A 19,451-nucleotide genomic window follows, 5' to 3' on the forward strand; every position below is an offset into this window, starting at 1 on the left:
GCTTACCATCAAAGCGGCTTGCAACCTTTCTGGAGAAGCATGATGCAATGGTTATCGGGCAACTGGATCTGGGTGCTGCTGGCAGTTGGCATTTTCGTCATGATGCGACGCGGCGGAATGGCTTGCGGCATGGGAGGACATCGTCATACATCGCGTGAACAACCAGCGAATGACGATCGCTCACCTCACGATCCGGTCAACGGCCATTCTGTTGATGGATCGCATGCGCCGACCGCCGTATTTGATGGACAGACGTACTACTTCGAATCGGAGCAGTCACGGGACGAATTCAACAAGGACCCTCAGCGCTTTACGAACGCCCGCACCCACCGGCACCACGGTGGGTGTTGAGCCGCGGATTGCGATCTCCAGCGTCGCCCGCCTCGCGACAAACAGATAAGCGGATGTCTGCATGAGCAAAAAGCAGGCAGGCACATCGCACGCGGCCGAACCATCCGGTCCGGATTAACCGGACGAAGACAGTCCGCCAGCGGCCGGGACGTTGATACCATTCCGGGACGTGATGCAGCCGGAAAGGATGGCGCCATCAAGCGTATCGTCGATCACCTCAGCCCGCACACAACCCGGGTCGTCGCACTTGCGCGCCCATCCGACCGCAACACCAGCACATGGCACTTCCAGCGCCACGTTTCGCATCGCGATGGCATGGACGCCACCGGACCACCGTTGCGCCCCGGTCTTCGTGCCGCAACCTTGTCGCTCCATGTGCGTTTGACTCGGCTCTTCTGACTGAGCGCGACTGTCCATCGCCATTTCAGGCAATCATCTGCAGCGCAGTGTGCGACGAAAGTCCACCGGCAGCCTGTAACGTCATTTCCCGCCGTGTCTGGCCTGCCACTTCTTCATGTACGCGATTTCTTCCCTTTGAGCCCTGATAATGTTTTTGGCCAGTCGCTTCATGTCGGGATCCTTGCCGTATTTCACCTCTACCTCAGCCATGTCGATGGCGCCCTGATGGTGAGGCATCATGTGAGACACAAAATCCTTGTCAGTGTCCCCGGTATACGGAGGTGCACTCATCTCCCTCATCATCCTTTCATCGGCTTCCCTGAACGCGGGTGTCGACGGACTCGAACCGCTATCCGCCGAACTGGACATATTCATTCCGGGCATGGATGCGCTATCCTGGGCGCCTGCAGGCGACGCCATCATGATTAATCCGGCAGTTGCGCAGATAGATGCGACACGAAGGGCAGAAAGGCCTCTCATCTTCAATCTCCTTTTGGGAAGGTTCATGCTCTGTAGTAATGGCGTTGATACTGCCCGTGGTCGAGATGCACAGCGAGCCCGTGCTCATCATGGCCGTGCCGACCGCCGTTCATCCTCTGCATCATCACTGGTTCGCCTGTCCTGTAAAAAAGGCAAACGTCAAGACGACGAAGACTGTTGAAAATGTTATCGAGCGTGGTCGTGTCGTTGAAGATGAAGATATGCGTCATCTCAACAAGGCTTCCGCCGGCGCAAGCCCGTTCCAGCTCTGTCCCGGGAGCAGCGTGGTTACGCGCCGACCGTCGGGTGAAATCCCGCTTCCTCAATGACTGTGAGCAGACGGTCCGATGGCAAGACAGAATCGATTTTTACGATTTTGGTGGCGATATTGATGTCGATCCTCGCCGTCGGGTCGGCACCGGTGATTGCACGGCTAATGGAATTTGCGCATCCACCGCACGACATATCCCTGACTTCGAATTCCATGTTTAGCTCCACAAACAAATCGGAATGATCAGCCTAAACCTTGCCATGGTGGGAAGGTCAAGAGCCTGGAGCCGACGATGCATCGGGCAGCACCAGTCGCAGCCAGACCGACAGTATGCGCGGCTGGGATCGCCCGGCATCGGCGGATACTGGACTGGCTCGCGACCGCACTGGAAAACACGTCGCTTCGTGCGTGAGAGGAACCTGGCCTGTGGGCCGGATCCGTCCCGTCCCCAGGGAGAACTTTCCCCCCGCTCACGAATACCGCAACAACGTCGCAATATTCCGGTTAAAGCAACACGGTTGCATCAAATCCAGGCTTGCCGGAGGGCGCTTCACCATCCGTGGTGCTGCGCCCTCCCAAGAGCGATGGGCGGCGATTCGGCGCAGCTTCCTTTCCTTCCCCGGCGCTCTGGCTCCCCGCCCGGCACCATCACACTTATGTGAATTTGATATCAGTTCTATCCGACTGGTGACCTTTATCGATGAGTAGTTGAAAGGTAGATTGCCTGCTGCGATTTCAGGCCAAGGGCAATCCATGAACCAGCGCATCTACCGTCGATTCAGATCCGCAGTCAGGGCGGGCGTTGTCAGCTGTGCCCTGAGCACCTGCACGGCCGTAAGTGCCGCCGATCAGAGTCCTCTGGTCATCAGGGAACAGGGAAGCTTCGCTGCCGGCGGCACGGTGACGACAGCACCAGGAACCTTCGACCCGCGTAGGCCGATGGACCCGGCGGGCCAAAGCTACCACGGCGACCACGCCTATGCCTTCTACGAGATCCCCGGCAACGCCCGGAAGTATCCGATCGTCATGTTGCACGGCGCAGGTCAGTTCTCCAGGAGCTGGGAAACGACGGCCGATGGCCGTGAAGGGTTTCAGACCATCTTCCTGCGCCGCCGGTTTGGTGTGTACCTGGTCGACCAGCCGCGCCGCGGCGATGCCGGTCGCAGCATGGTCGGGACGACCATCAAGCCAACGCCTGACGAGCAGCTCTGGTTCAACCAGTTCCGCATCGGTCTATGGCCGAAGTGCTTTGCCCATGTGCAGTTTTCGTGCGATCCGGAGACGTTGAATCAGTTCTTTCGCGCGATGACGCCGAACACCGGCCCGTTCGACGAGAACGTCATCTCGGACGGTGTTGCGGCCATCTTCAGCAAGATCGGCCCCGGCATCCTGTTCACGCACTCCCAGGGCGGCGGTCCCGGCTGGCTCATCGCCATCAGGAACGCGAACGTCAAGGCCATCGTGGCTTTTGAGCCAGGCAGCAGCTTCGTCTTTCCGGAAGGCGAAGTGCCGCCCGCGATACCCAGTGCGTTCGATACCGTCAAGGGCGAGGCCGTTCCCATGAGCCAGTTCATGGCGCTGACGAGGATTCCTATTCTCGTCATCTACGGCGACAACATCCCCGATCACCCGGTAGACCTGCCTGCCCAGGATAGCTGGCGTGCGCGGTTAGAAATGGCGCGATTGTGGCGCGACACCGTGAACAGGCATGGTGGCGACGTGACCTTGATACATCTGCCGGACATCGGCATCCGGGGCAACACACATTTCGCCTTCTCTGATCTGAATAACGTCCAGATCGCCGATCTGGTGTCGAAGTTCCTTGCGCAGAAGCATCTGGATTAATGCACTTCGCCCGACCTTTCGCAAAGTCCTGCGAACCCATCAATCTCAAAGAACAGGATAGGAGTTCAGGTTCAAATGAGCGATGAAGTCGTCAACAAAAACCGGCGTGAGTTCCTCGGAAGGTCCGCGCTTGCTTTCTCATGTGCACTGACAGGAGTTCCAGCAATGGCCACCACCGCTGCCGCCGCCACCTTCGACTACAGAAAGAATCCGTTCACGCTGGTCTACGAAAACGCGAGCACGAAGAACGAACCGGGCAAGGTCAATATCCACCCGGTCAACTACGATCTCAACGGCCTGAACATCGTCGCCAACGTCTATACCCCGGCTAACTACGATCCGAAGAAGAAGTACGCCGCGATCGTGGTCGCCCACCCCAATGGCGGGGTGAAGGAGCAGACCGCCGGCCTGCACGCGCAGCGCCTGGCCGAACTGGGCTACATCACGATCGCCATGGATGCCGCATATCAGGGCGGCAGTGGTGGCGAGCCACGCAGCACGGACAAGCCGCAGTTTCGCACCGAGGACATCCACGGTGCGGCGGACTTCATCACCCTCTATCCGGGCGTCGATCCCGAACGCCTGGGGCTGCTTGGCATCTGCGGTGGCGGCGGGTATTCCCTGAATGCGGCCAAATCCGACAAGCGCTTCAAGGCCGTGGCAACGCTGAGCATGTTTAATTCCGGCCGTGTTCGCCGTAACGGCTTCGCGGACTCGCAACTGAACACGCTCCAGCAGCGCCTCAAACAGGCTTCAGACGCACGTGCGCAGGAAAAGGCCGGCGGAAAGATCCTCTACTCCGGCGACGCCGACATGACCGACGCGCAGATCGCCGCGCTGCCGTTCGAGATGTACCGGCAGGGCTACGAGTACTACTGGCGCACCCACGCACATCCCGGTTCGACCTTCAAATACACCACGAGCAGCCTGCTCGACCTGATGCGGTGGGATGCCACCGACCAGATCGAACTGATCGAGCAGCCCCTGCTGATGATTGCCGGCAGCAAGGCCGACAGTCTGTATATGACCGAGGAAGCCTTCGCCAAGGCAACGGGCACGAAGGACAAGGAACTGTTCGTGATCGAGGGCGCCACGCACATCGAAACCTACTGGGTGCCCAGATATGTGGACGCCACGATCGGCAAGCTGACACCGTTCTACGCGAGAACCCTGTGATCCCGCACGCGGTGCGACGATTCACCCTGCCTCTGCTGACTGGAGGAAGTTGATGACTAAGCGCCCTGATAACCCGGATCCTGTGGTGGTCGCTCCACCCGCCACCGTGCTGGCCGTCGGCGCCACCGGCAGCATCGGCCGCATGGTGGTAGCCGAGGCCCTTCGGCAGGGATACGCGGTTCGGGCATTGGTTCGCGACGAAGCCAAGGCGCGTCGCGTTCTGCCGCCAGAGACGCAACTGGTGGTCGGCGAGGTTACGTCCGGGGAAGGCCTGGCAAGGGCAGTCGAGGCCGTTGATGCCGTTGTCTTTACGCTGGGCGCAGGAAGCATGCGTGGCGAGCGTGCGGAAGCGGTCGACTACGGCGGCGTACGCAACGTGTTGATGGCCCTGGGCCATCACAAGCCCCGGATCGCGCTCATGACCGCCATTGGCGTGACCAAACGTGAAGATCCCCACCTGGGCGCACTCGGAGGTCACGACTGGAAACGGCGATCCGAGCGGCTGGTGCGTGCCAGCGGTTGCGTCTACACCATCGTCAGGCCCGGCTGGTTCGACTACAACGAACCCGATCAGCAACGGCTGGTGTTACTGCAGGGCGATACCCGCTGGGCCAGCGACGCCAGCGATGGGGTGGTCTCGCGCCAGCAGATCGCCGAAATGCTCGTGCGCAGCCTTTCAACACCCGCTGCTGCTTTCAGGACTGTCGAACTGGTGGCGGAGCGTGGGCCTGCGACCCAGGATCTTGATGCGCTGTTTGCGCCGCTGGTCGCCGATCCGCCTGGTTCGATGGACGGGGTACGCGACGTCAACAACATGCCGCTCGAAAAAGAACCCTCACGCGTTCGCGAGCAACTGGTCGCGCAGCATGCTGCCGGTCATTGAAATCTTGCGCACCGGCTGTTGCCAACGGCCTGCGAAATACGGAGGAACGTCATGAAACTGTTCGCGCGGGCGCTCATTCTATCGGCTGCAATCCTGAGCGTGAGCAATCCGGTCCCTGCTCAGGAAAAGGTATCTCCAGTGTCTGAAAAGCCCACGCTGACCAACAGTAAGCAACCGACCCGGGCCCAGCAGTTGATGGGTGACGTCGACCCCAAGCTCGCAGAGCTCACCGACAAGGTGCTCTTCGGCGACGTGTGGGAGCGCAGGCAGCTCTCAAAGCGTGACCGCAGCCTGGTCACGGTTGCGGCGCTCATCGCGCTCAATCGCCCCGACCAGCTTCGTTCGCATATGGCGTTGGCCCTGCAGAACGGTGTGACCAGAGAGGAACTGGTCGAGACGATCACGCAGCTCGCCTTTTATACGGGCTGGCCCAATGCCGTTTCCGCAGTGCCGGTCGCGCGCGAGGTATTCCGGACAGCGGATGCTTCGGCGAGCCAGCCCGCTCGGGGAGCGCAGGCTCGGGAGGATCGAACGATCACCGTCATACGCGCGGGGTCCCTGCCCTCCGCTCACGGATCTGCCGACCATTTCACCGGCCAGGTACAGGTGGATTCACGGTTCCAGACGCAGGCGCCTGCACGCACCGGTGGCGCGATCGTGACGTTCGAGCCGGGTGCGCGCACGGCCTGGCACGCCCATCCACTGGGACAGACGTTGATTGTCACGGCCGGTATGGGACTGGTGCAGCAGTGGGGTGGGCCGGTACAGGTCATCAAGCCAGGCGACGTCGTCTGGATTCCCCCCGGGGTCAAGCACTGGCATGGCGCCACCCGCACCTCGGGCATGACGCACGTTGCGATCGCGGAAGCGCTTGATGGCAAGTCGGTCGACTGGATGGAACGGGTGACGGATGCCCAGTATCTGGCAGGTCAGCCCAGGTAATGCAAGGCGTCGCGCAACACCGTGAAGGCGGGTGAACTCTGGCGCCGGCTCGGATAGTAGAGGTGGTATCCCGGGATGGGTGGGCACCAGTCAGCTAGTACGCGTATCAATAGACCGTCCTTGATATGCCTCTGCACCAGGTCCTCCGGCATGTACGCCAGTCCGAGCCCCTTGAGGGCCGCGTCCAGACGCATGCCGATGTTGTTGAAGACGAGCTGGCCTTCAACGCGCACTTTCAGCTCTTCCCCTTTCTTCCCGAACTCCCAGGGGAAGATGCCGCCATAGGTTGGCAGGCGAATCGTGATGCAGTTGTGGCGGATGAGGTCGCGCGGGGTCTTCGGTCGCGGATGCCGGGCGAAGTAGTCCGGAGAACCGATCACGGCCATTCGCACGTCGGGACCAATACGCACGGCGATCATGTCTCTCGCGACCTGTTCGCCGAGGCGGACGCCGGCGTCGTAGCCCTCGGCCACGATGTCGGTCAAGCCGTAGTCCACGGTGACCTCGATATGGATGTCCGGATGCTCCGGCAGGATTTTGGCGAGCACCGGCTGCAGGACCGTGATAGCCGGATGTTCACCGGCTGTGATGCGCAGCGTGCCTGCCGGCTTGTCCCGGAATTCGCTGAGCAGGGCCAGTTCGGTGTCGATCTCCTCGAATCGGGGGGCGATCACCCGTAACAGCCGATCGCCCGCCTCAGTGGGGGAAACGCTGCGGGTCGTGCGCGCGAGAAGCCGCACGCCTAGCCGATCTTCCAGCTGTCGCATGGCCCGGCTCAGTGCCGGCTGTGACATGCCGAGCCTGGCGGCCGCGCGGGTAAAGCTGCGCTCGCGCGCCACGACCGAAAAAATCGCGAGCTGGTCGTAGCCTTCGATCGACATTTATACGCTCCGGTTATAAACCCTTTCCGATTATGCCACCTAGTATCGCCAATCGTTCGGGTCTAGAGTTACCTTTACTGGAGGGCATCATGAACACACGCAAACTCGGCAGCAGCCAGCTCGAAGTGTCCGCCATCGGCCTCGGCTGCATGGGCCTGAGTCATGGCTACGGACCTGCCACGGACACCCGGCAGGCTGTGTCGCTAATCCGCGCGGCGGTGGACCGCGGTGTGACCTTCTTCGATACCGCCGAGGTCTACGGCCCATATCTCAACGAGGAAGTGGTCGGTGAGGCGCTCGCTCCAATGCGCGACAAGGTGGTGATCGCCACCAAGTTCGGCTTCACCTTCGGCGACGACAACCGGCAGCAGATCCTCAACAGCCGGCCGGAGCACATCCGCTGGGCTGTCGAAGGCTCGCTCAAACGCCTGCGTACCGACGTGATCGATCTGCTGTACCAGCACCGGGTTGACCCCGAGGTGCCGATCGAGGATGTGGCCGGTACGGTCCGGGATCTGATCGCCGAAGGCAAGGTAAAACACTTCGGCCTGTCCGAGGCGGGCGCGCAGACTGTCCGCCGCGCCCACGCCGTGCAACCCGTCACGGCCCTGCAGAGCGAATATTCGATGTGGTGGCGCGAGCCCGAGACGGAGATCCTGCCGACTCTGGAAGAGCTTGGAATTGGCTTTGTGCCATTCAGCCCGCTGGGCAAGGGGTTCCTGACGGGCGCCATCAAGGAGGGCACGACCTTCGGCAGTGACGACTTCCGCAGCATCGTGCCCCGGTTCTCGCAGGAAGCGCTACAGGCGAACCAGGCGCTGGTGGACGAACTCGGCCGGATAGCCGGGGACAAAGGGGTAACGCCCGCCCAGATCGCCCTGGCGTGGCTGCTGGCCCAGAAGCCCTGGATCGTGCCGATTCCCGGCACCACCAAATTGCACCGGCTCGAAGAGAACCTCGGCGCCGCATCGGTGGCGCTGTCCGACGACGACCTGCGTACGATCGCCGGCGTTCTGGAGCGGGTCCAGATTCAGGGCGAGCGCTACCCCGCCGCGCTGCAGGCCCGCGTGGGACGATAGGTCAGGAGAAGCCACGATGTCATTGTCTGCGGACCACTTTCGCCGGACGCTCGTGACAGCACTCGCAACGCTTCCCGTGTCCGGCATCGCGGCAGCGTCAGGCTCGGGTGGTGAGCAGCGACGCGCCGGATCGCGCACGCTCGTGGCCTACTTTTCCCGCACCGGCAACACGCTGGTAATCGCCGGCCTGATCCATCGGTCACTCAACACCGACCTGTTCGAGATCCGGCCCGCCGCCCCTTATCCCGAGGAGTATCTGGCGACCGTTGAGCAGGCGCAGCAGGAGCGTGATAGCGGCCGTGAGCGCGCGCTGCAGGCTCGGGTCTCCAACATGAAGGACTACGACACCGTGTTCCTGGGGTTTCCCATCTGGGGAGAAACAACGCCGCCGGTCATCCGCGCTTTCCTCTCTGCTCACGATCTGTCCGGCCGGACGCTGATCCCCTTCATCACCCACGGCGGTTACGGCCTTGGAAGCAGTCAGTCAGTGCTCGCCAGCCACGCGCCGCGGGCAAAGCTGCGCAGTCCATTCGTCATGGAAGCGGATCAGGAGCGCAGGACGATGAATTCCGTCAACGAGTGGCTCAACGTAACCGGCCTGACCAGGGTATTCGGCGCGGCCTGAACCCACCTCATTGCACCATCGACTCTCATCAACACAAGGGATTAACCATGCAAGACGTGACACTGAACAACGGAATGAAGATGCCGATCCTCGGGTACGGCGTCTTCCAGATCGCCGACGAGGCGGAATGCGAACGCTGCGTCGTGGACGCGGTGCAGGCGGGCTATCGCCTCATCGACACTGCGGCGTCCTACAGGAACGAGGAAGCAACGGGGCGTGGACTCAAGCGTTGCGGCGTACCCCGCGACCAGCTTTTCGTCACCAGCAAGTTGTGGGTTGAGGACGTCAGCTATGAGCGTGCCCGGGTGGCCATCGACAAGTCGCTCAAGCGTCTTGGCCTCGATTACCTCGACCTGTTCCTGATCCACCAGCCATTCTCGGACGTCCACGGCGCATGGCGGGCGATGGAGGAGGCCCACCGTGCGGGCAAGCTTCGCGCAATCGGTCTGAGCAACTTCCAGCCTGATCGTCTCATGGATATCGCGTGCTTCAACGAAGTGAAGCCGGCCGTCAACCAGATTGAAGTGAACCCCTTCCACCAGCAGGCGGAAAGCGTCGACTTCATGCGTGAGCTTGGCGTGCAGCCGGAGGCGTGGGCACCCTTCGCCGAAGGACGGAACAACCTGTTCCAGAACGAGCGGCTGGTGGCGATTGCGCAGCAGCACGGCAAGACCGTAGGACAGGTCGTGCTGCGCTGGCTGGTTCAGCGCGGCGTCGTTGCCCTCGCGAAGTCCGTGCGCAAGGAGCGGATGCTGGAAAACCTCGCCGTCTTCGACTTCGAGCTGTCCGGGGAAGACATGCAGGCCGTCGCAACGCTGGAGACTGGCACAAGCAGCTTCTTCTCCCACCGCGATCCGAAGATCGTTAAGTGGATGAGCGAACGAAAGCTCGACCTCTGACACGCAGTCCAGCTCAAGGTGAGTTGCTGAACCCGAGCGCCGCGTCTTGCATTGCCGACAACCTTATAGATCGAGAGACCCGATGCGCTTCGCGGCACCGGCGGATCGGCGGCGACGTTCGCGACATCGGATAGATCCTCGATGCGAGCGGCCGCGAGGAGCGGGTTTGGTGCACGCAGGCGTACGTCGCCCGTTCCCTCGAGCCGTTCGATTCCCGGGGACGAAGCACTTTCCTGGCTGTCCAGAGCTGAGCTGGAGCGTGCAAGACACTATCCGAACCCGGCGATGGCGCGGCGCTTTTTGGTGGGTCGTGCAACGCTACAAAGAATCCTTGGAAAAATGGTTGGCTGTGCGCCGCGTGCGCTCGTGCTGACCGACGACGCCGACGGACAACCCCGACTATTTCGGCCGGAACCGCGACGGGCTGTTCACGTTCAGGTGGCGTACGCCGGGGTATAGATCATTATCGGCCTCTGCAACACAGAGGTGGGTATCGGTGCAGTCATGCCAGCACCTCTGGCGCGCCGCACCGAAGCGATATTCGCCGACGTCGAACACCGGACCGAGACCGACTTCGTTACAGGTCTCCTCGCAGGCAGTCACGGTACCCCCGAACAACACTCGGCCCGGCACTCAGGCGTCGCCCGTCTTGCTGCCCTTGGCAAACTCGGTGCCGCCCCGACGATCACGGCAGAATATGCTGCCGCAACGATCATCCACTCCGCGCCGGATCGGCGATGCCACATTCTCGATCTGCCAATGCCCGGCAAGATTACGGCCGCCGTCGCCATGCCCCAAAAGATCAGCCGCGTAGACGCATTCGGCTGGGTCAAGGACTGATCTGTCCCGCCGGAGGAGCGCGCGTGCCTGCCATGCATCGCACATCCGGCGGCGACCGAGGCAGCTCACCGCTTTACCGCACTGGTTGCCTTCACCGCGTTGCATTATCCGGTCAAACGTCTATATTTGACTGATGAAAATCTGCCTCAGGCGGAGCATTGTTATGTTATTCCCCCTGCTCGAGGGAGCGCATCATGGGTTGGCTTAAACTTGCGCTGATCATCGTCGTGGTCGTCGGTATCGCCAAAGGCATCCAGCTGTTCAATCGTCATTGCCGACGCCGCTTTGGGCATTCGTTCTTCACGATGCGAAGCTTCTGGATTACGGCCATCACAATCAATCTGGTGTGGTGGGGACTTTATTTCTGGGCCCAGGCGACCCTGCACCACACCCCCCTGTCTGACGGGCTCATTCTGATGGCCCTCGGGCTTGTTGCTGCCGCGTGGCTTGTCTACGAGAACGTCCGAGATACCGACCTGCTATACGGCTTCGGGGGCTCAGCACTACAAATTGCGCTGTTCTTCCCGCTCGCTGTCTGCAGCTTTGCCGTTCTCGCAGTTGCAATGGTTGTGATGGTCGTCGCTTCGTACAAGGGGGCACCCGCTTGGCTTCTCGATTCGTGAGAATCATCGACCTCCTATCAACCATCCCGATCGTGTCCTCGATATCGTTCAGGGCGATTGTTTCGCACAGACCGCGAGAACTCAGAACAGGCCCACCGGGTCAGCCGACCTGTCCCAGCTATAGATAATGATTTCCTTGCGCGGAACGGTATTTCCCGCGCCGCCAACCGTGTACTGGATATCGACACATTCCATCTCAAACTGCGCAAACAATGCCCTGATTGCAGGATGGTCGTTGAGCGACAGAATGGCCCGCCCCTGCAGTCCTCCGATCATGTTTGCCATACGCTCGTACTGTTCGAACCCGAACGGCACACCGTAGCCCTCTGTTTCGAAATACGGAGGATCGAGATAAAAAAATGTATGCGGCCTGTCGTATCGCTCAATACAGGCGTGCCACTCAAGCTTCTCGATGTACGCACCTGATAGCCGGAGGTGTGCTGCGGACAGGGTCTCTTCCAGCCTGAGCAGGTTCAGCCCTGGCGGCGAGGTCGTCGCAGTGCCAAACGACCGACCTTCCACGCGACCGCCGAAGCAGTTTTGCTGAAGGTAGTAAAAGCGTGCCGCGCGCTGGATGTCGGTCAGTGTGTGAGGCGGTGTATCACTTAGCCACCTGAACACCTCCCGGCTGGTCAAGGCCCACTTGAACTGACGAACGAACTCTTCAAGGTGATGCTGCACGACGCGATAGAGGTTGATCAGATCGTCGTTCACGTCGTTGAGCACTTCGACGTCCGCAGGCGGGCGCATGAAGAACAGGGCCGCCGCGCCGGCGAATACCTCAACATAGCAGGTATGCGGAGGAAAGCGCGGAATCAGAACGTCCGCGAGCCGTCTTTTGCCGCCTATCCATGGAATGATGGGCATCGCCATGCTGTCTCCCGCGCTCAGCGCTCCGCCCCGACATCGCGATCATCCGGGAACAGTTCCGGCTGCACATTGCTGCGCTCGTGCGCCCGACGGGGACGACGCTGCCGGTCACACTGGTCCGCCCGATCCCGGCCGGCCCGATCCCGCTGAACAGGCATGGTTTGTACGAAGTCCGTCACCATTGCAGCCAAGCTGCGATCATCGGCGCTCTGCGAGCCGCCCATCGCGTGAATCACACCTTGCCATGCTTCGAATGAGGCGCCATGCGCGTCCCGCAATGCATGGCGCGCCTGACCGCCCAGCTCTGGTCGCCAGTAGCGCGCCGTCTCGCCGCGCGCCATCATGTGCACCACGGCCTGCTTCGGATAGCGCCGGGTTTCACCGCGCGCGAGCCGCCGCGTCGCGTTGGCCTCGACGCCGTGCTCGCGCAACTGGATAGCAAACCGCTCACGCCAGCGTTGCAGATCCTGTTTGCGCGGATTGAGGCGCTTTCCGTCTACTCCACGCACCTGCACGCTCAGATGCACATGGGGGTGAGCCTCGTCATCGTGCGCAGCGAAGACATACCGTCTGCCGTCACCGAACTCCTCCGCCGCGAATGCTCGCGCCGCGACACGCACCGCCTCGCGGTCCGTGCCCGGCGGCATCGACAGCAACACATTGAAAACCTCACGTCGGCGGCTTTCTTCCGGGATGCCCCAGCCGCCCAGTTGCCAGGCGTCGGTCAGATCGCGAAGCGCCTCGCGACCAAGCACGGTCTGGCCATCCTGGTCCTCAAGCTGGACCCGCCCGTTGCGCGAGATATAGCGCAGATGCCGCCGCACAGCACCCATACCCTGCGCACCAGACGCCTTGTTCGTGATCTTGACCATCACCTCGGGCGTGCGCCTGAGCGTGCGCACAAGCTGCTCGCGCATGCGTCGCACATCGCGACCGAGCTGAGCGCGTGACATGCGCGGCGCGCGAACATGCCGCAGCGGATCGTGGAACAGCCGGTCCCCCCAGTTCAGCAGCATCTGGTCGACATAGGTCTTCGGGAACGCCATCCTAGCGGCTCCATCGATCAAGATTGGCACGCAGCAGCTGCGTGACCGCCCGCAGGTGCGCATCGATTACGCTGCGGGCTGTCTCGACCACGTACCGCGCGTCGCCTGAATCACCGCGCGCCTGCAGCCGACCAAGCAACACGATGAGCGTCGCCAGCTGCTGGTTCGAATCTGCGAGCAGTCGCATCTCCCGCTCGCCGAGTTGGGGCTCATGCACGAGCTGCGCGCGGATCACCGCGACCAGCCAGCGATTGACATTCATTCCACCTACGCCCGCGTGCTGCCTGGCGACTTCGAGCTCTTCCCGCGTGAGACGGATCTCGACACGCTCGCGATGCCCGTGTAGCAGAAAGCGACCCGACACACGGTCAGCTATCGCCGCCCGAGATTCATCCTGAGCCAGGGCGCCATGCACCAGTTGCCGGACACCATCCGCAGCGGTGACGCAGCGGGCCGCACACCACGCTTCCCACCGCCCTTTCGCGGGCCCAAGATCCACACACAGTCGCTCTCGCGTGATCACTTGCGTGCTCCTACAGTGAGGGCGGTGCAGGCTCAGACGGGGCACGTTCGACTTCACGGCTCTGGGCGCGATCAGGAGCAGCGCGGATGCGACGGCTGCGGGCAGAAGGCGCCTCCGGATCGAACACGCGCGGCCGGGGGACCGTTACCCCTTCAGCTTCAAACGCCCCCATCAGCCGTTGCGCATGCTGCTGCACCAGTGCGATGGATCGTTCGCTCAGGCCGTGCTGCCGCATGGCCGCGGTCAATACCGCCATCTGCACAGCCCGCTCCTCCGGCGGCACGACCGAAGGCTTGCGCCGCCGCAGGGCCTGCGCCTGTTCCGGCGTCGACGCCCTATGCTCTTCGCTTCTTTCGCGTTCGCGCTCTCTTTCCGGCGCAGCCGCGCGAGGCTGCGTTCGCTCCTGGCCCGCGACGTCAACCTGCCAGGTATTGCGGTAGACGTCCTTTTCCTCCTCGCCGATGACGGTTCCCGTTGCGTCGACCACCGGCACGGTGACCGTCACCAGACGCCGGCCAAGATTTTCAAGGACGACCTGTTGCCCGGCGAGCGCGCCCGATTCGGCAACAGCCCTTTCCAGGTCCACGCCCCACACGACATGGTCCGCACCGCCCGCGTCGCGATACACAACGTAGTACGAGTCGCTGCGCGCGGGATTGTGCTGGTAGGGCGCACCACCGTGCTCCACGAGCTCACCGGCGTAGCGCTGCCGCTCGTGCCCCTCCGCATCGGCAACAGGCGGCTCAACGTCAGGGGCTGCCGCCTGTCGAAGTGGTGCTGCGGGTGCTGGGGCGGCGGGTGAAGCGACCGGCACCCCGGGGCCCGGTTCCGGCTGCCGCACGTCGACTGACGTGGCCGGTTTCCCACCTGACGCCTGCATTGGGCCGGGCGCCGTTGGGGGGGCCTTCGTCGAAGCGGCAGACGCTTGCGCAGCGGCGGCCGGTCCGGTTACCTCGATGCGGTTCGTCAGCCGGTCGCGGCGGCCCTCGGCCAGCCGCGCGAAGTCGACCGGCTTCGGTTCATATCCGCTGACCTCGATGCCCAGCAGCGTTGCCTGCACCCACACCTCCTGGCGGAACTGTGGATGTCCCGACACGCGGATGCGTCCCCAGTCCTTGGCGCGGACCATGTCCACCATCGACTCGACGACATCGGAGCGGTTGTGTTCCGTCACGAGGTACGGGCCGATATCCTCGAATGCGAGTTGATGCGGTGTGTCCTTCAGAAAATACTGGTTGCCCGCACGCAGATAGCGCTTGCGCACCTTTTCGGGCGGACTGCCAAGCGGCGCCCAGTGCTGGGCAGGCACATCCTCGCTGCCGCGTGCCGGGTTCTGCGGCTTCGCCGGCTGCTGCTCTCCCGCCCGCGATGGCTCGTCGGCCCGAATCGCCTGATCGCGCAGTCGGGCGCGCGCCGCGTCGAATTCGCGCCGCCGGCGTGCAGCCAGTGCATCGGTGGCCGTCTGGTCAAAACGGCCAGAGCTTGCGGTACCGCCCTGCGGGTCAGGCAAGGGCGGCGGATCCGGTTCAATCACGTTGATGACGGGTTCCTCCGCCGGGGACCCCGAGGAGGTGACGGTTTCATCCATGATGAATCTCCCTCTGATCACTGCGCTCGTACCGAACGCCTAACGCGTTCAGCGTTCCTGCCCTTCGCCCGGTTCGCGACCGGCGCGCTCCTTCGACTTCGCCAGTGCCGCTGCGCGCGCCTCGCGCACCCGCGTCCACGTCACGCCCTGAAGCTGGTCCAGCGTCGCATCGAGATCGCCGCCAAAGCCCACCTCCCGGGCGGACTTTTTCAGCGATGCGACCGTCCGCTCGAGCAGGTCGCGCGAGCGGTCCCACGGATATACCTTGCCGTGGTTGCCGTCGTATCCAACCTGAACCTCCGCGCCATTGAGGCGCTGGTTCTCGTCCATCCACCGCAGCCGGTCCGAAACGAACTCCATGTTCGACTTCGCGTGGAACACGACGCTGCGCGCGGATACCTCCTGGATCAGATAGTGTTCGGTGTTGAATACCTCGCCACGATAGGGGCCACCGTTCTCGCGTGGCACGGCCATGCGGATCTGTGCGCCGAACCGGTGTTGTGCGAGCGCCTTGATTTCACCGGGCACGTCGTCGAGGCCGTACAGCGGCTCGCCGGCCTGGCGTCGGGCGGGTGCCCCCGCTGCACGCGCGGCAGGTGGGTCCTGCTTCGGCGGATCGGCTTCGCGGCGATCCGGCTCCTCCGGCTGCGACTGTCCCTGCGCGGCGCCTGCCGGCGCCGTCGTCGGCCCGGCCGTCTGGCTTTCCTGCGGCGCTGGCGCCGGCACCTCCTGACCGCTGCCCCGCCGCCGTGCCGCGCGGCGCCGACCCGCTACCTCGCCCTCACCGACAAGCTTCTCTTTCACGTTACTCATGGTCTGGTCCTCCTTCGATCCATCCGACCCGTCTGCCGCAACGGCCTGTCCCTCCGCCTCGACACCGGTCACGTGACGCGCGACGACGCCATAGAGCGACTCGCGCAACACCTCACCCACCGCATGACTCCCGGACAGGACTGCCATGTCGTCAAAGTCCGTCGGCACTTCGCCGCCGATCGTGGCCTGCGACGCGAAGCGTGGCTCGGCCAGCACCGAAGACGTGCCGAGCGCCGCCTGCCTCGCGTGCTCGTACCCGGGACCGAGGTCGGCGAGCACGAGCATTTCTGCTTCCGGGTAGCGTCCGCGCCACATCGCGGCCACTGACCGCAGGTTCCCGCTCGACAGCGCCGCGATGCTGAACCAGCCCGTTGCCTCCCACACCGCCAGTGCCGTCGCGACACCCTCAGCGACCAGAATCGGCGTCGCGGCTCCTTCCCGGAACCCATCGGGCTCAACTGCCCAGTAACCCCCGGACTTCGCCCCCCCGGCGAGCGCGGACTTGCGTCCCTGCGCATCGATCAGTTCCAGCGTGGACAGCGCATCGCCAATGCGCACCGGCACGACCAGAACCCGGCCCGTCAGCACCTCTTCCGCGCTACGCGGCGCATAGCCGAGCAATGCGTGCAGTTCCTCGGCTTCCAGCTCCCGCAGCGTCGGCACCGCCCTGACCCGCTTGCGCCCGAGATACGGATGCCCCGGCGCCACCGGGCGCGCCCACTGCCAGATCGACAGCGCCTCGCGGGCCACCGCCGCCTGCCGCGCCCGGGCGCGGGCTTCGAGATCGGCCCGGTCCGCAGCCGGGCGCACCGGCGCCATCCGTGCCCGCTCTGCCGGATCCATCGCGGCGCGCGAACCCCGGACGTCGAAGCCATGCTGCTGTGCGAGCCAGAAAAGCGAGGCAAGTTTCTTGCCGCCCGATTCGCCTGCCGAGCGCCAGGTGACGCGCGCCGCGCGCTCGTTATAGTTGTGGGCGCTGCGGCTCCACTCGTCCCAGATACCGAAGCCGGCCTCGCCAAAACCCTGCTTGAGCGCAAACGCCATATCGACCCAGGTCGTATAGTCTTCTGCGGGAATCGCGGCGAGCGCGGCGCGGGCGCGCTCCTCCTCGCTCAGGTACCGTGCGTTCATCGGCGTTCTCCGTGGAGCGGCACAACGTTCGAGCCTTCGGCTGTGCGTGACACAGAACGGGGCGCACGCGAGCGCGGCACACTACCCGCCCGTGCAGCCTTGCGGCCCGCTCTGGCATCTGCCGGTCGCAACTCGCCGACGTCGAGATCGAACGTCGAAAGCCGGCGCGCCGCGACAGCCACGCGCGCCGCCGGCACTCCCAGCAGCATGAAATGCCGCTCGACATACGCAGCCGCTTCGTCATCGCCGATATCGTTGAGATGGCGTGGCAGATCGCGCGGATCCCAGGCCTGCAGCACTTCGAGATACTCCGGCGCAATGTGCATCACGCCTGTCTCGTCCACATCGTCGGGTTCAACGTCCCGGAGCCTTCGCTCCACCTGGGCCATGAAACGTACGAGGTCCATGGCGGGAACAGCCGGCGCCACACGCAGGCGCGAGGTGAAGACCGGGTCACGCCAGTAGCAGATGCGCTCGGCCAGTATCGGCTTGGTGTTTTCGAGCAGGATGATCTCCCGGTCGCGCCCCAGCTCCTTCAGTTCCTGCGGTAACAGCAGCGGGCGACGCTGCTCGGAGAAGCTCTCGCTGGACCCGCCGCGGCCGCCGAAGATCGCATTGGACCGGCTCACACTGCGCGATCGATCAGTGAAGGTGCCGAGCATCTCCGAGTATTCGTTCGCATCCTTCTGCTCGCGCGGCGCGTAGATGATCTGCATCGCGTGATTCGTCACGAAGGTCCTCGCGTCCGCACGGCCATAGACCGACTCGAGCTGCGATACCGACTGCACAATCGAAAGCAGTCGCAGGTTGTAGCCGGCCATGTAGGCCACAGCACGGGCGATGATCTGGATCTTGCCCACCGACGTGAATTCGTCCATCAGCAGCAGGCATTGATATTTGAGAGCCGGGTTGTCCTGCGGCAACTCCTTCGTGTTCAGGTTGACCACCTGGGCGAAGACGAGGTTGACCAGCAGCGCGGCCTCCGTGAGATGGTCCGGGGTGACGCCGATGTATACCGACATGCGGCGTCTGCGCACGTCACGTGGATCGAAGTCGCTCGCGCTAGTCGCCGCATCAACAATTGGATTGGCGAAGATGGTGAGCGGTGCGTTGAAGGTGGCGAGGATGCTCGCCAGCACCTTGTCGTCGTTCGCCAGGAAGCGGTTCAACGCATCGACGCATGCGCCGCTGAGCAGGCGTCGGCTCTGCAACAGCGCCTGCTGCAGGTACGCCTTGACCGGCATGCCATTGCCCGAGGACTGCCGCAGCACCTCGCCCATCGTCACCGGATAGTCGGGCACATCGAGATTGCCCCTGCGTCGTGCATCACGCCATTCGCACAGCAGCAGCACCAGGCCGAGAAAGAGGTTGCGCGCCTGGTCCTTCCAGAAATCATCGTGGCCACCAACCGGGTACAGCGCGTAGCCGATTGCGAGAATGTCACCTACGCGGAACACGCCGCCAGAAATTGCCGACAGAGGGTTGTACCGGTGTGTACGGCCGTCTTCGGCAAACGGATTGAAGAGGTACACGTCCTGTCCGTGCGCGCGACGGTAACCCGCAGTAAGGTTAAAGTTTTCCTGCTTGATATCGAGGACCACCACCGAATCGGGGTAACTTAACAGGTTGGGCACCACAATCCCCACGCCCTTGCCAGAGCGGGCCGGAGCCGCGAGCAGGACGAACTGCTGGCCCGTGAACCGCAGATAGCGGCCGCGCCACACGCCCACGACCAGGGGCGGGCCACTGTCTATGCCAGCGTGCGAACGCGTGCTCATAGCAGGCCAGCCCGGCGGATGTCCGCCTCGTTTGCGAACCGTGCGCTGCCGTAGAGACGGCGACGCGCGGATCGATCCAGCATCGCGCCAACGCCGGCCGCCGGCACGCCGAACGCGAGCAGCACACCGAACAATGCGGCACCGGCAAGCCGCCGCCCCTGCCCAGGAGTACGTCCGTCATACCAGGCCAGCGCCGCATCCGGCCACGCATGAATCCCGGCGTGAAGTGGATTGATGTGCTGGCTCGCGAGGAAAAAAAACGACGCGAGCCAGACGGCGAGTGTCAATCCCACCGCCGCCGCGGCCACGACAGCAAGCGTGATCAGTGCAGGCAGAGCGTGATAACGCATCCGGCCGATGACTGGCCGCTCCGCTTCGCTTACGTTTCGGATGTCCATGGTCTGCACT

At 63.3% G+C, this 19,451-nt stretch carries 21 protein-coding genes and 2 pseudogenes; 13 read left to right on the forward strand and 10 right to left on the reverse strand.

The window, feature by feature from the left end; genetic code table 11:
• The first annotated feature begins 39 nt into the window (after window positions 1-39).
• On the forward strand, window positions 40-351 hold the full coding sequence (locus NE850_RS00650; RefSeq protein ID WP_310698257.1) for a YHS domain-containing protein: 312 nt from the start codon (window positions 40-42) through the stop codon (window positions 349-351).
• A gap of 162 nt (window positions 352-513) precedes the next feature.
• Window positions 514-657 (forward strand): annotated as a pseudogene (locus NE850_RS00655) (polyphosphate kinase 2); the annotation flags it as partial.
• 174 nt (window positions 658-831) lie between these two features.
• On the opposite strand, the gene NE850_RS00660 reads toward NE850_RS00655, so the two are convergent.
• The gene (locus NE850_RS00660; protein ID WP_310698258.1) at window positions 832-1,230 is read right to left on the reverse strand and encodes a DUF305 domain-containing protein; all 399 of its coding nucleotides are present in this window, start codon (window positions 1,228-1,230) and stop codon (window positions 832-834) included.
• 38 nt (window positions 1,231-1,268) lie between these two features.
• Here NE850_RS00660 and NE850_RS00665 point away from each other — a divergent pair, with 38 nt between their 5' ends.
• Window positions 1,269-1,559, forward strand: coding sequence for a hypothetical protein (locus tag NE850_RS00665; protein ID WP_310698259.1), 291 nt, complete (start codon window positions 1,269-1,271; stop codon window positions 1,557-1,559).
• On the opposite strand, the gene NE850_RS00670 is transcribed toward NE850_RS00665, so the two are convergent.
• Entirely contained in the window at window positions 1,519-1,716 is a 198-nt protein-coding gene (locus NE850_RS00670) for a heavy-metal-associated domain-containing protein (RefSeq protein WP_310698260.1), read from the reverse strand. The two genes, NE850_RS00665 and NE850_RS00670, sit on opposite strands and share 41 nt — an antisense overlap.
• A 538-nt stretch (window positions 1,717-2,254) precedes the next feature.
• Between NE850_RS00670 and NE850_RS00675 the strand changes: the two genes are divergently transcribed.
• From NE850_RS00675 to NE850_RS00695, 5 genes and pseudogenes are all read left to right on the forward strand, one after another.
• A complete protein-coding gene (locus tag NE850_RS00675) occupies window positions 2,255-3,346 on the forward strand; it encodes an alpha/beta fold hydrolase (RefSeq protein WP_310698261.1) in 1,092 nt (363 codons plus the stop codon).
• Between the two features lie 165 nt (window positions 3,347-3,511).
• Window positions 3,512-4,522: an alpha/beta hydrolase gene (locus NE850_RS00680; protein WP_405044787.1), complete on the forward strand. Its 1,011-nt coding sequence runs from the start codon at window positions 3,512-3,514 to the stop codon at window positions 4,520-4,522.
• A gap of 52 nt (window positions 4,523-4,574) precedes the next feature.
• The gene (locus tag NE850_RS00685; RefSeq protein ID WP_310698263.1) at window positions 4,575-5,405 is read left to right on the forward strand and encodes an SDR family oxidoreductase; all 831 of its coding nucleotides are present in this window, start codon (window positions 4,575-4,577) and stop codon (window positions 5,403-5,405) included.
• A 195-nt stretch (window positions 5,406-5,600) separates the two neighbouring features.
• Window positions 5,601-5,858 (forward strand): annotated as a pseudogene (locus NE850_RS00690) (carboxymuconolactone decarboxylase family protein); the annotation flags it as partial.
• 81 nt (window positions 5,859-5,939) lie between these two features.
• Window positions 5,940-6,347, forward strand: coding sequence for a cupin domain-containing protein (locus tag NE850_RS00695; RefSeq protein ID WP_310698401.1), 408 nt, complete (start codon window positions 5,940-5,942; stop codon window positions 6,345-6,347).
• Here the strand turns inward: NE850_RS00695 and NE850_RS00700 are convergent.
• A complete protein-coding gene (locus tag NE850_RS00700; protein WP_310698264.1) occupies window positions 6,335-7,228 on the reverse strand; it encodes a LysR family transcriptional regulator in 894 nt (297 codons plus the stop codon). The genes NE850_RS00695 and NE850_RS00700 overlap by 13 nt on opposite strands.
• Before the next feature lie 89 nt (window positions 7,229-7,317).
• Between NE850_RS00700 and NE850_RS00705 the strand changes: the two genes are divergently transcribed.
• From NE850_RS00705 to NE850_RS00725, 5 genes are all read left to right on the forward strand, one after another.
• Window positions 7,318-8,307: an aldo/keto reductase gene (locus tag NE850_RS00705; RefSeq protein ID WP_310698265.1), complete on the forward strand. Its 990-nt coding sequence runs from the start codon at window positions 7,318-7,320 to the stop codon at window positions 8,305-8,307.
• A 16-nt stretch (window positions 8,308-8,323) separates the two neighbouring features.
• A complete protein-coding gene (locus tag NE850_RS00710; protein WP_310698266.1) occupies window positions 8,324-8,932 on the forward strand; it encodes a flavodoxin in 609 nt (202 codons plus the stop codon).
• Between the two features lie 47 nt (window positions 8,933-8,979).
• The gene (locus tag NE850_RS00715) at window positions 8,980-9,831 is read left to right on the forward strand and encodes an aldo/keto reductase (RefSeq protein ID WP_310698267.1); all 852 of its coding nucleotides are present in this window, start codon (window positions 8,980-8,982) and stop codon (window positions 9,829-9,831) included.
• A gap of 504 nt (window positions 9,832-10,335) precedes the next feature.
• Entirely contained in the window at window positions 10,336-10,671 is a 336-nt protein-coding gene (locus NE850_RS00720; RefSeq protein ID WP_310698268.1) for a hypothetical protein, read from the forward strand.
• Window positions 10,672-10,865: 194 nt separating this feature from the next.
• Window positions 10,866-11,294, forward strand: coding sequence for a hypothetical protein (locus NE850_RS00725; protein ID WP_310698269.1), 429 nt, complete (start codon window positions 10,866-10,868; stop codon window positions 11,292-11,294).
• Between the two features lie 81 nt (window positions 11,295-11,375).
• Here the strand turns inward: NE850_RS00725 and NE850_RS00730 are convergent, their stop codons facing one another.
• The 7 genes from NE850_RS00730 to NE850_RS00760 all read right to left on the reverse strand — a co-directional run bounded on the left by NE850_RS00730 (window position 11,376) and on the right by NE850_RS00760 (window position 19,441).
• Window positions 11,376-12,167, reverse strand: coding sequence for a DNA adenine methylase (locus tag NE850_RS00730; protein ID WP_310698270.1), 792 nt, complete (start codon window positions 12,165-12,167; stop codon window positions 11,376-11,378).
• A gap of 14 nt (window positions 12,168-12,181) precedes the next feature.
• Entirely contained in the window at window positions 12,182-13,210 is a 1,029-nt protein-coding gene (locus NE850_RS00735; RefSeq protein WP_310698271.1) for a relaxase/mobilization nuclease domain-containing protein, read from the reverse strand.
• A 1-nt stretch (window position 13,211) separates the two neighbouring features.
• Window positions 13,212-13,472: a hypothetical protein gene (locus tag NE850_RS00740; protein WP_310698272.1), complete on the reverse strand. Its 261-nt coding sequence runs from the start codon at window positions 13,470-13,472 to the stop codon at window positions 13,212-13,214.
• A gap of 271 nt (window positions 13,473-13,743) precedes the next feature.
• A complete protein-coding gene (locus tag NE850_RS00745) occupies window positions 13,744-15,321 on the reverse strand; it encodes an LPD7 domain-containing protein (RefSeq protein WP_310698273.1) in 1,578 nt (525 codons plus the stop codon).
• 48 nt (window positions 15,322-15,369) lie between these two features.
• Entirely contained in the window at window positions 15,370-17,265 is a 1,896-nt protein-coding gene (locus NE850_RS00750; RefSeq protein WP_310698274.1) for a PriCT-2 domain-containing protein, read from the reverse strand.
• Entirely contained in the window at window positions 17,262-19,043 is a 1,782-nt protein-coding gene (locus NE850_RS00755; RefSeq protein WP_310698275.1) for a type IV secretory system conjugative DNA transfer family protein, read from the reverse strand. The genes NE850_RS00750 and NE850_RS00755 overlap by 4 nt, the downstream gene beginning before the upstream one ends.
• Window positions 19,040-19,441, reverse strand: coding sequence for a hypothetical protein (locus NE850_RS00760; protein WP_310698276.1), 402 nt, complete (start codon window positions 19,439-19,441; stop codon window positions 19,040-19,042). The genes NE850_RS00755 and NE850_RS00760 overlap by 4 nt, the downstream gene beginning before the upstream one ends.
• Window positions 19,442-19,451 lie beyond the last annotated feature (10 nt).

It is taken from the genome of Paraburkholderia sp. USG1 (assembly GCF_031570135.1).
In the GTDB taxonomy this organism is placed as follows: domain Bacteria; phylum Pseudomonadota; class Gammaproteobacteria; order Burkholderiales; family Burkholderiaceae; genus Paraburkholderia; species Paraburkholderia dioscoreae.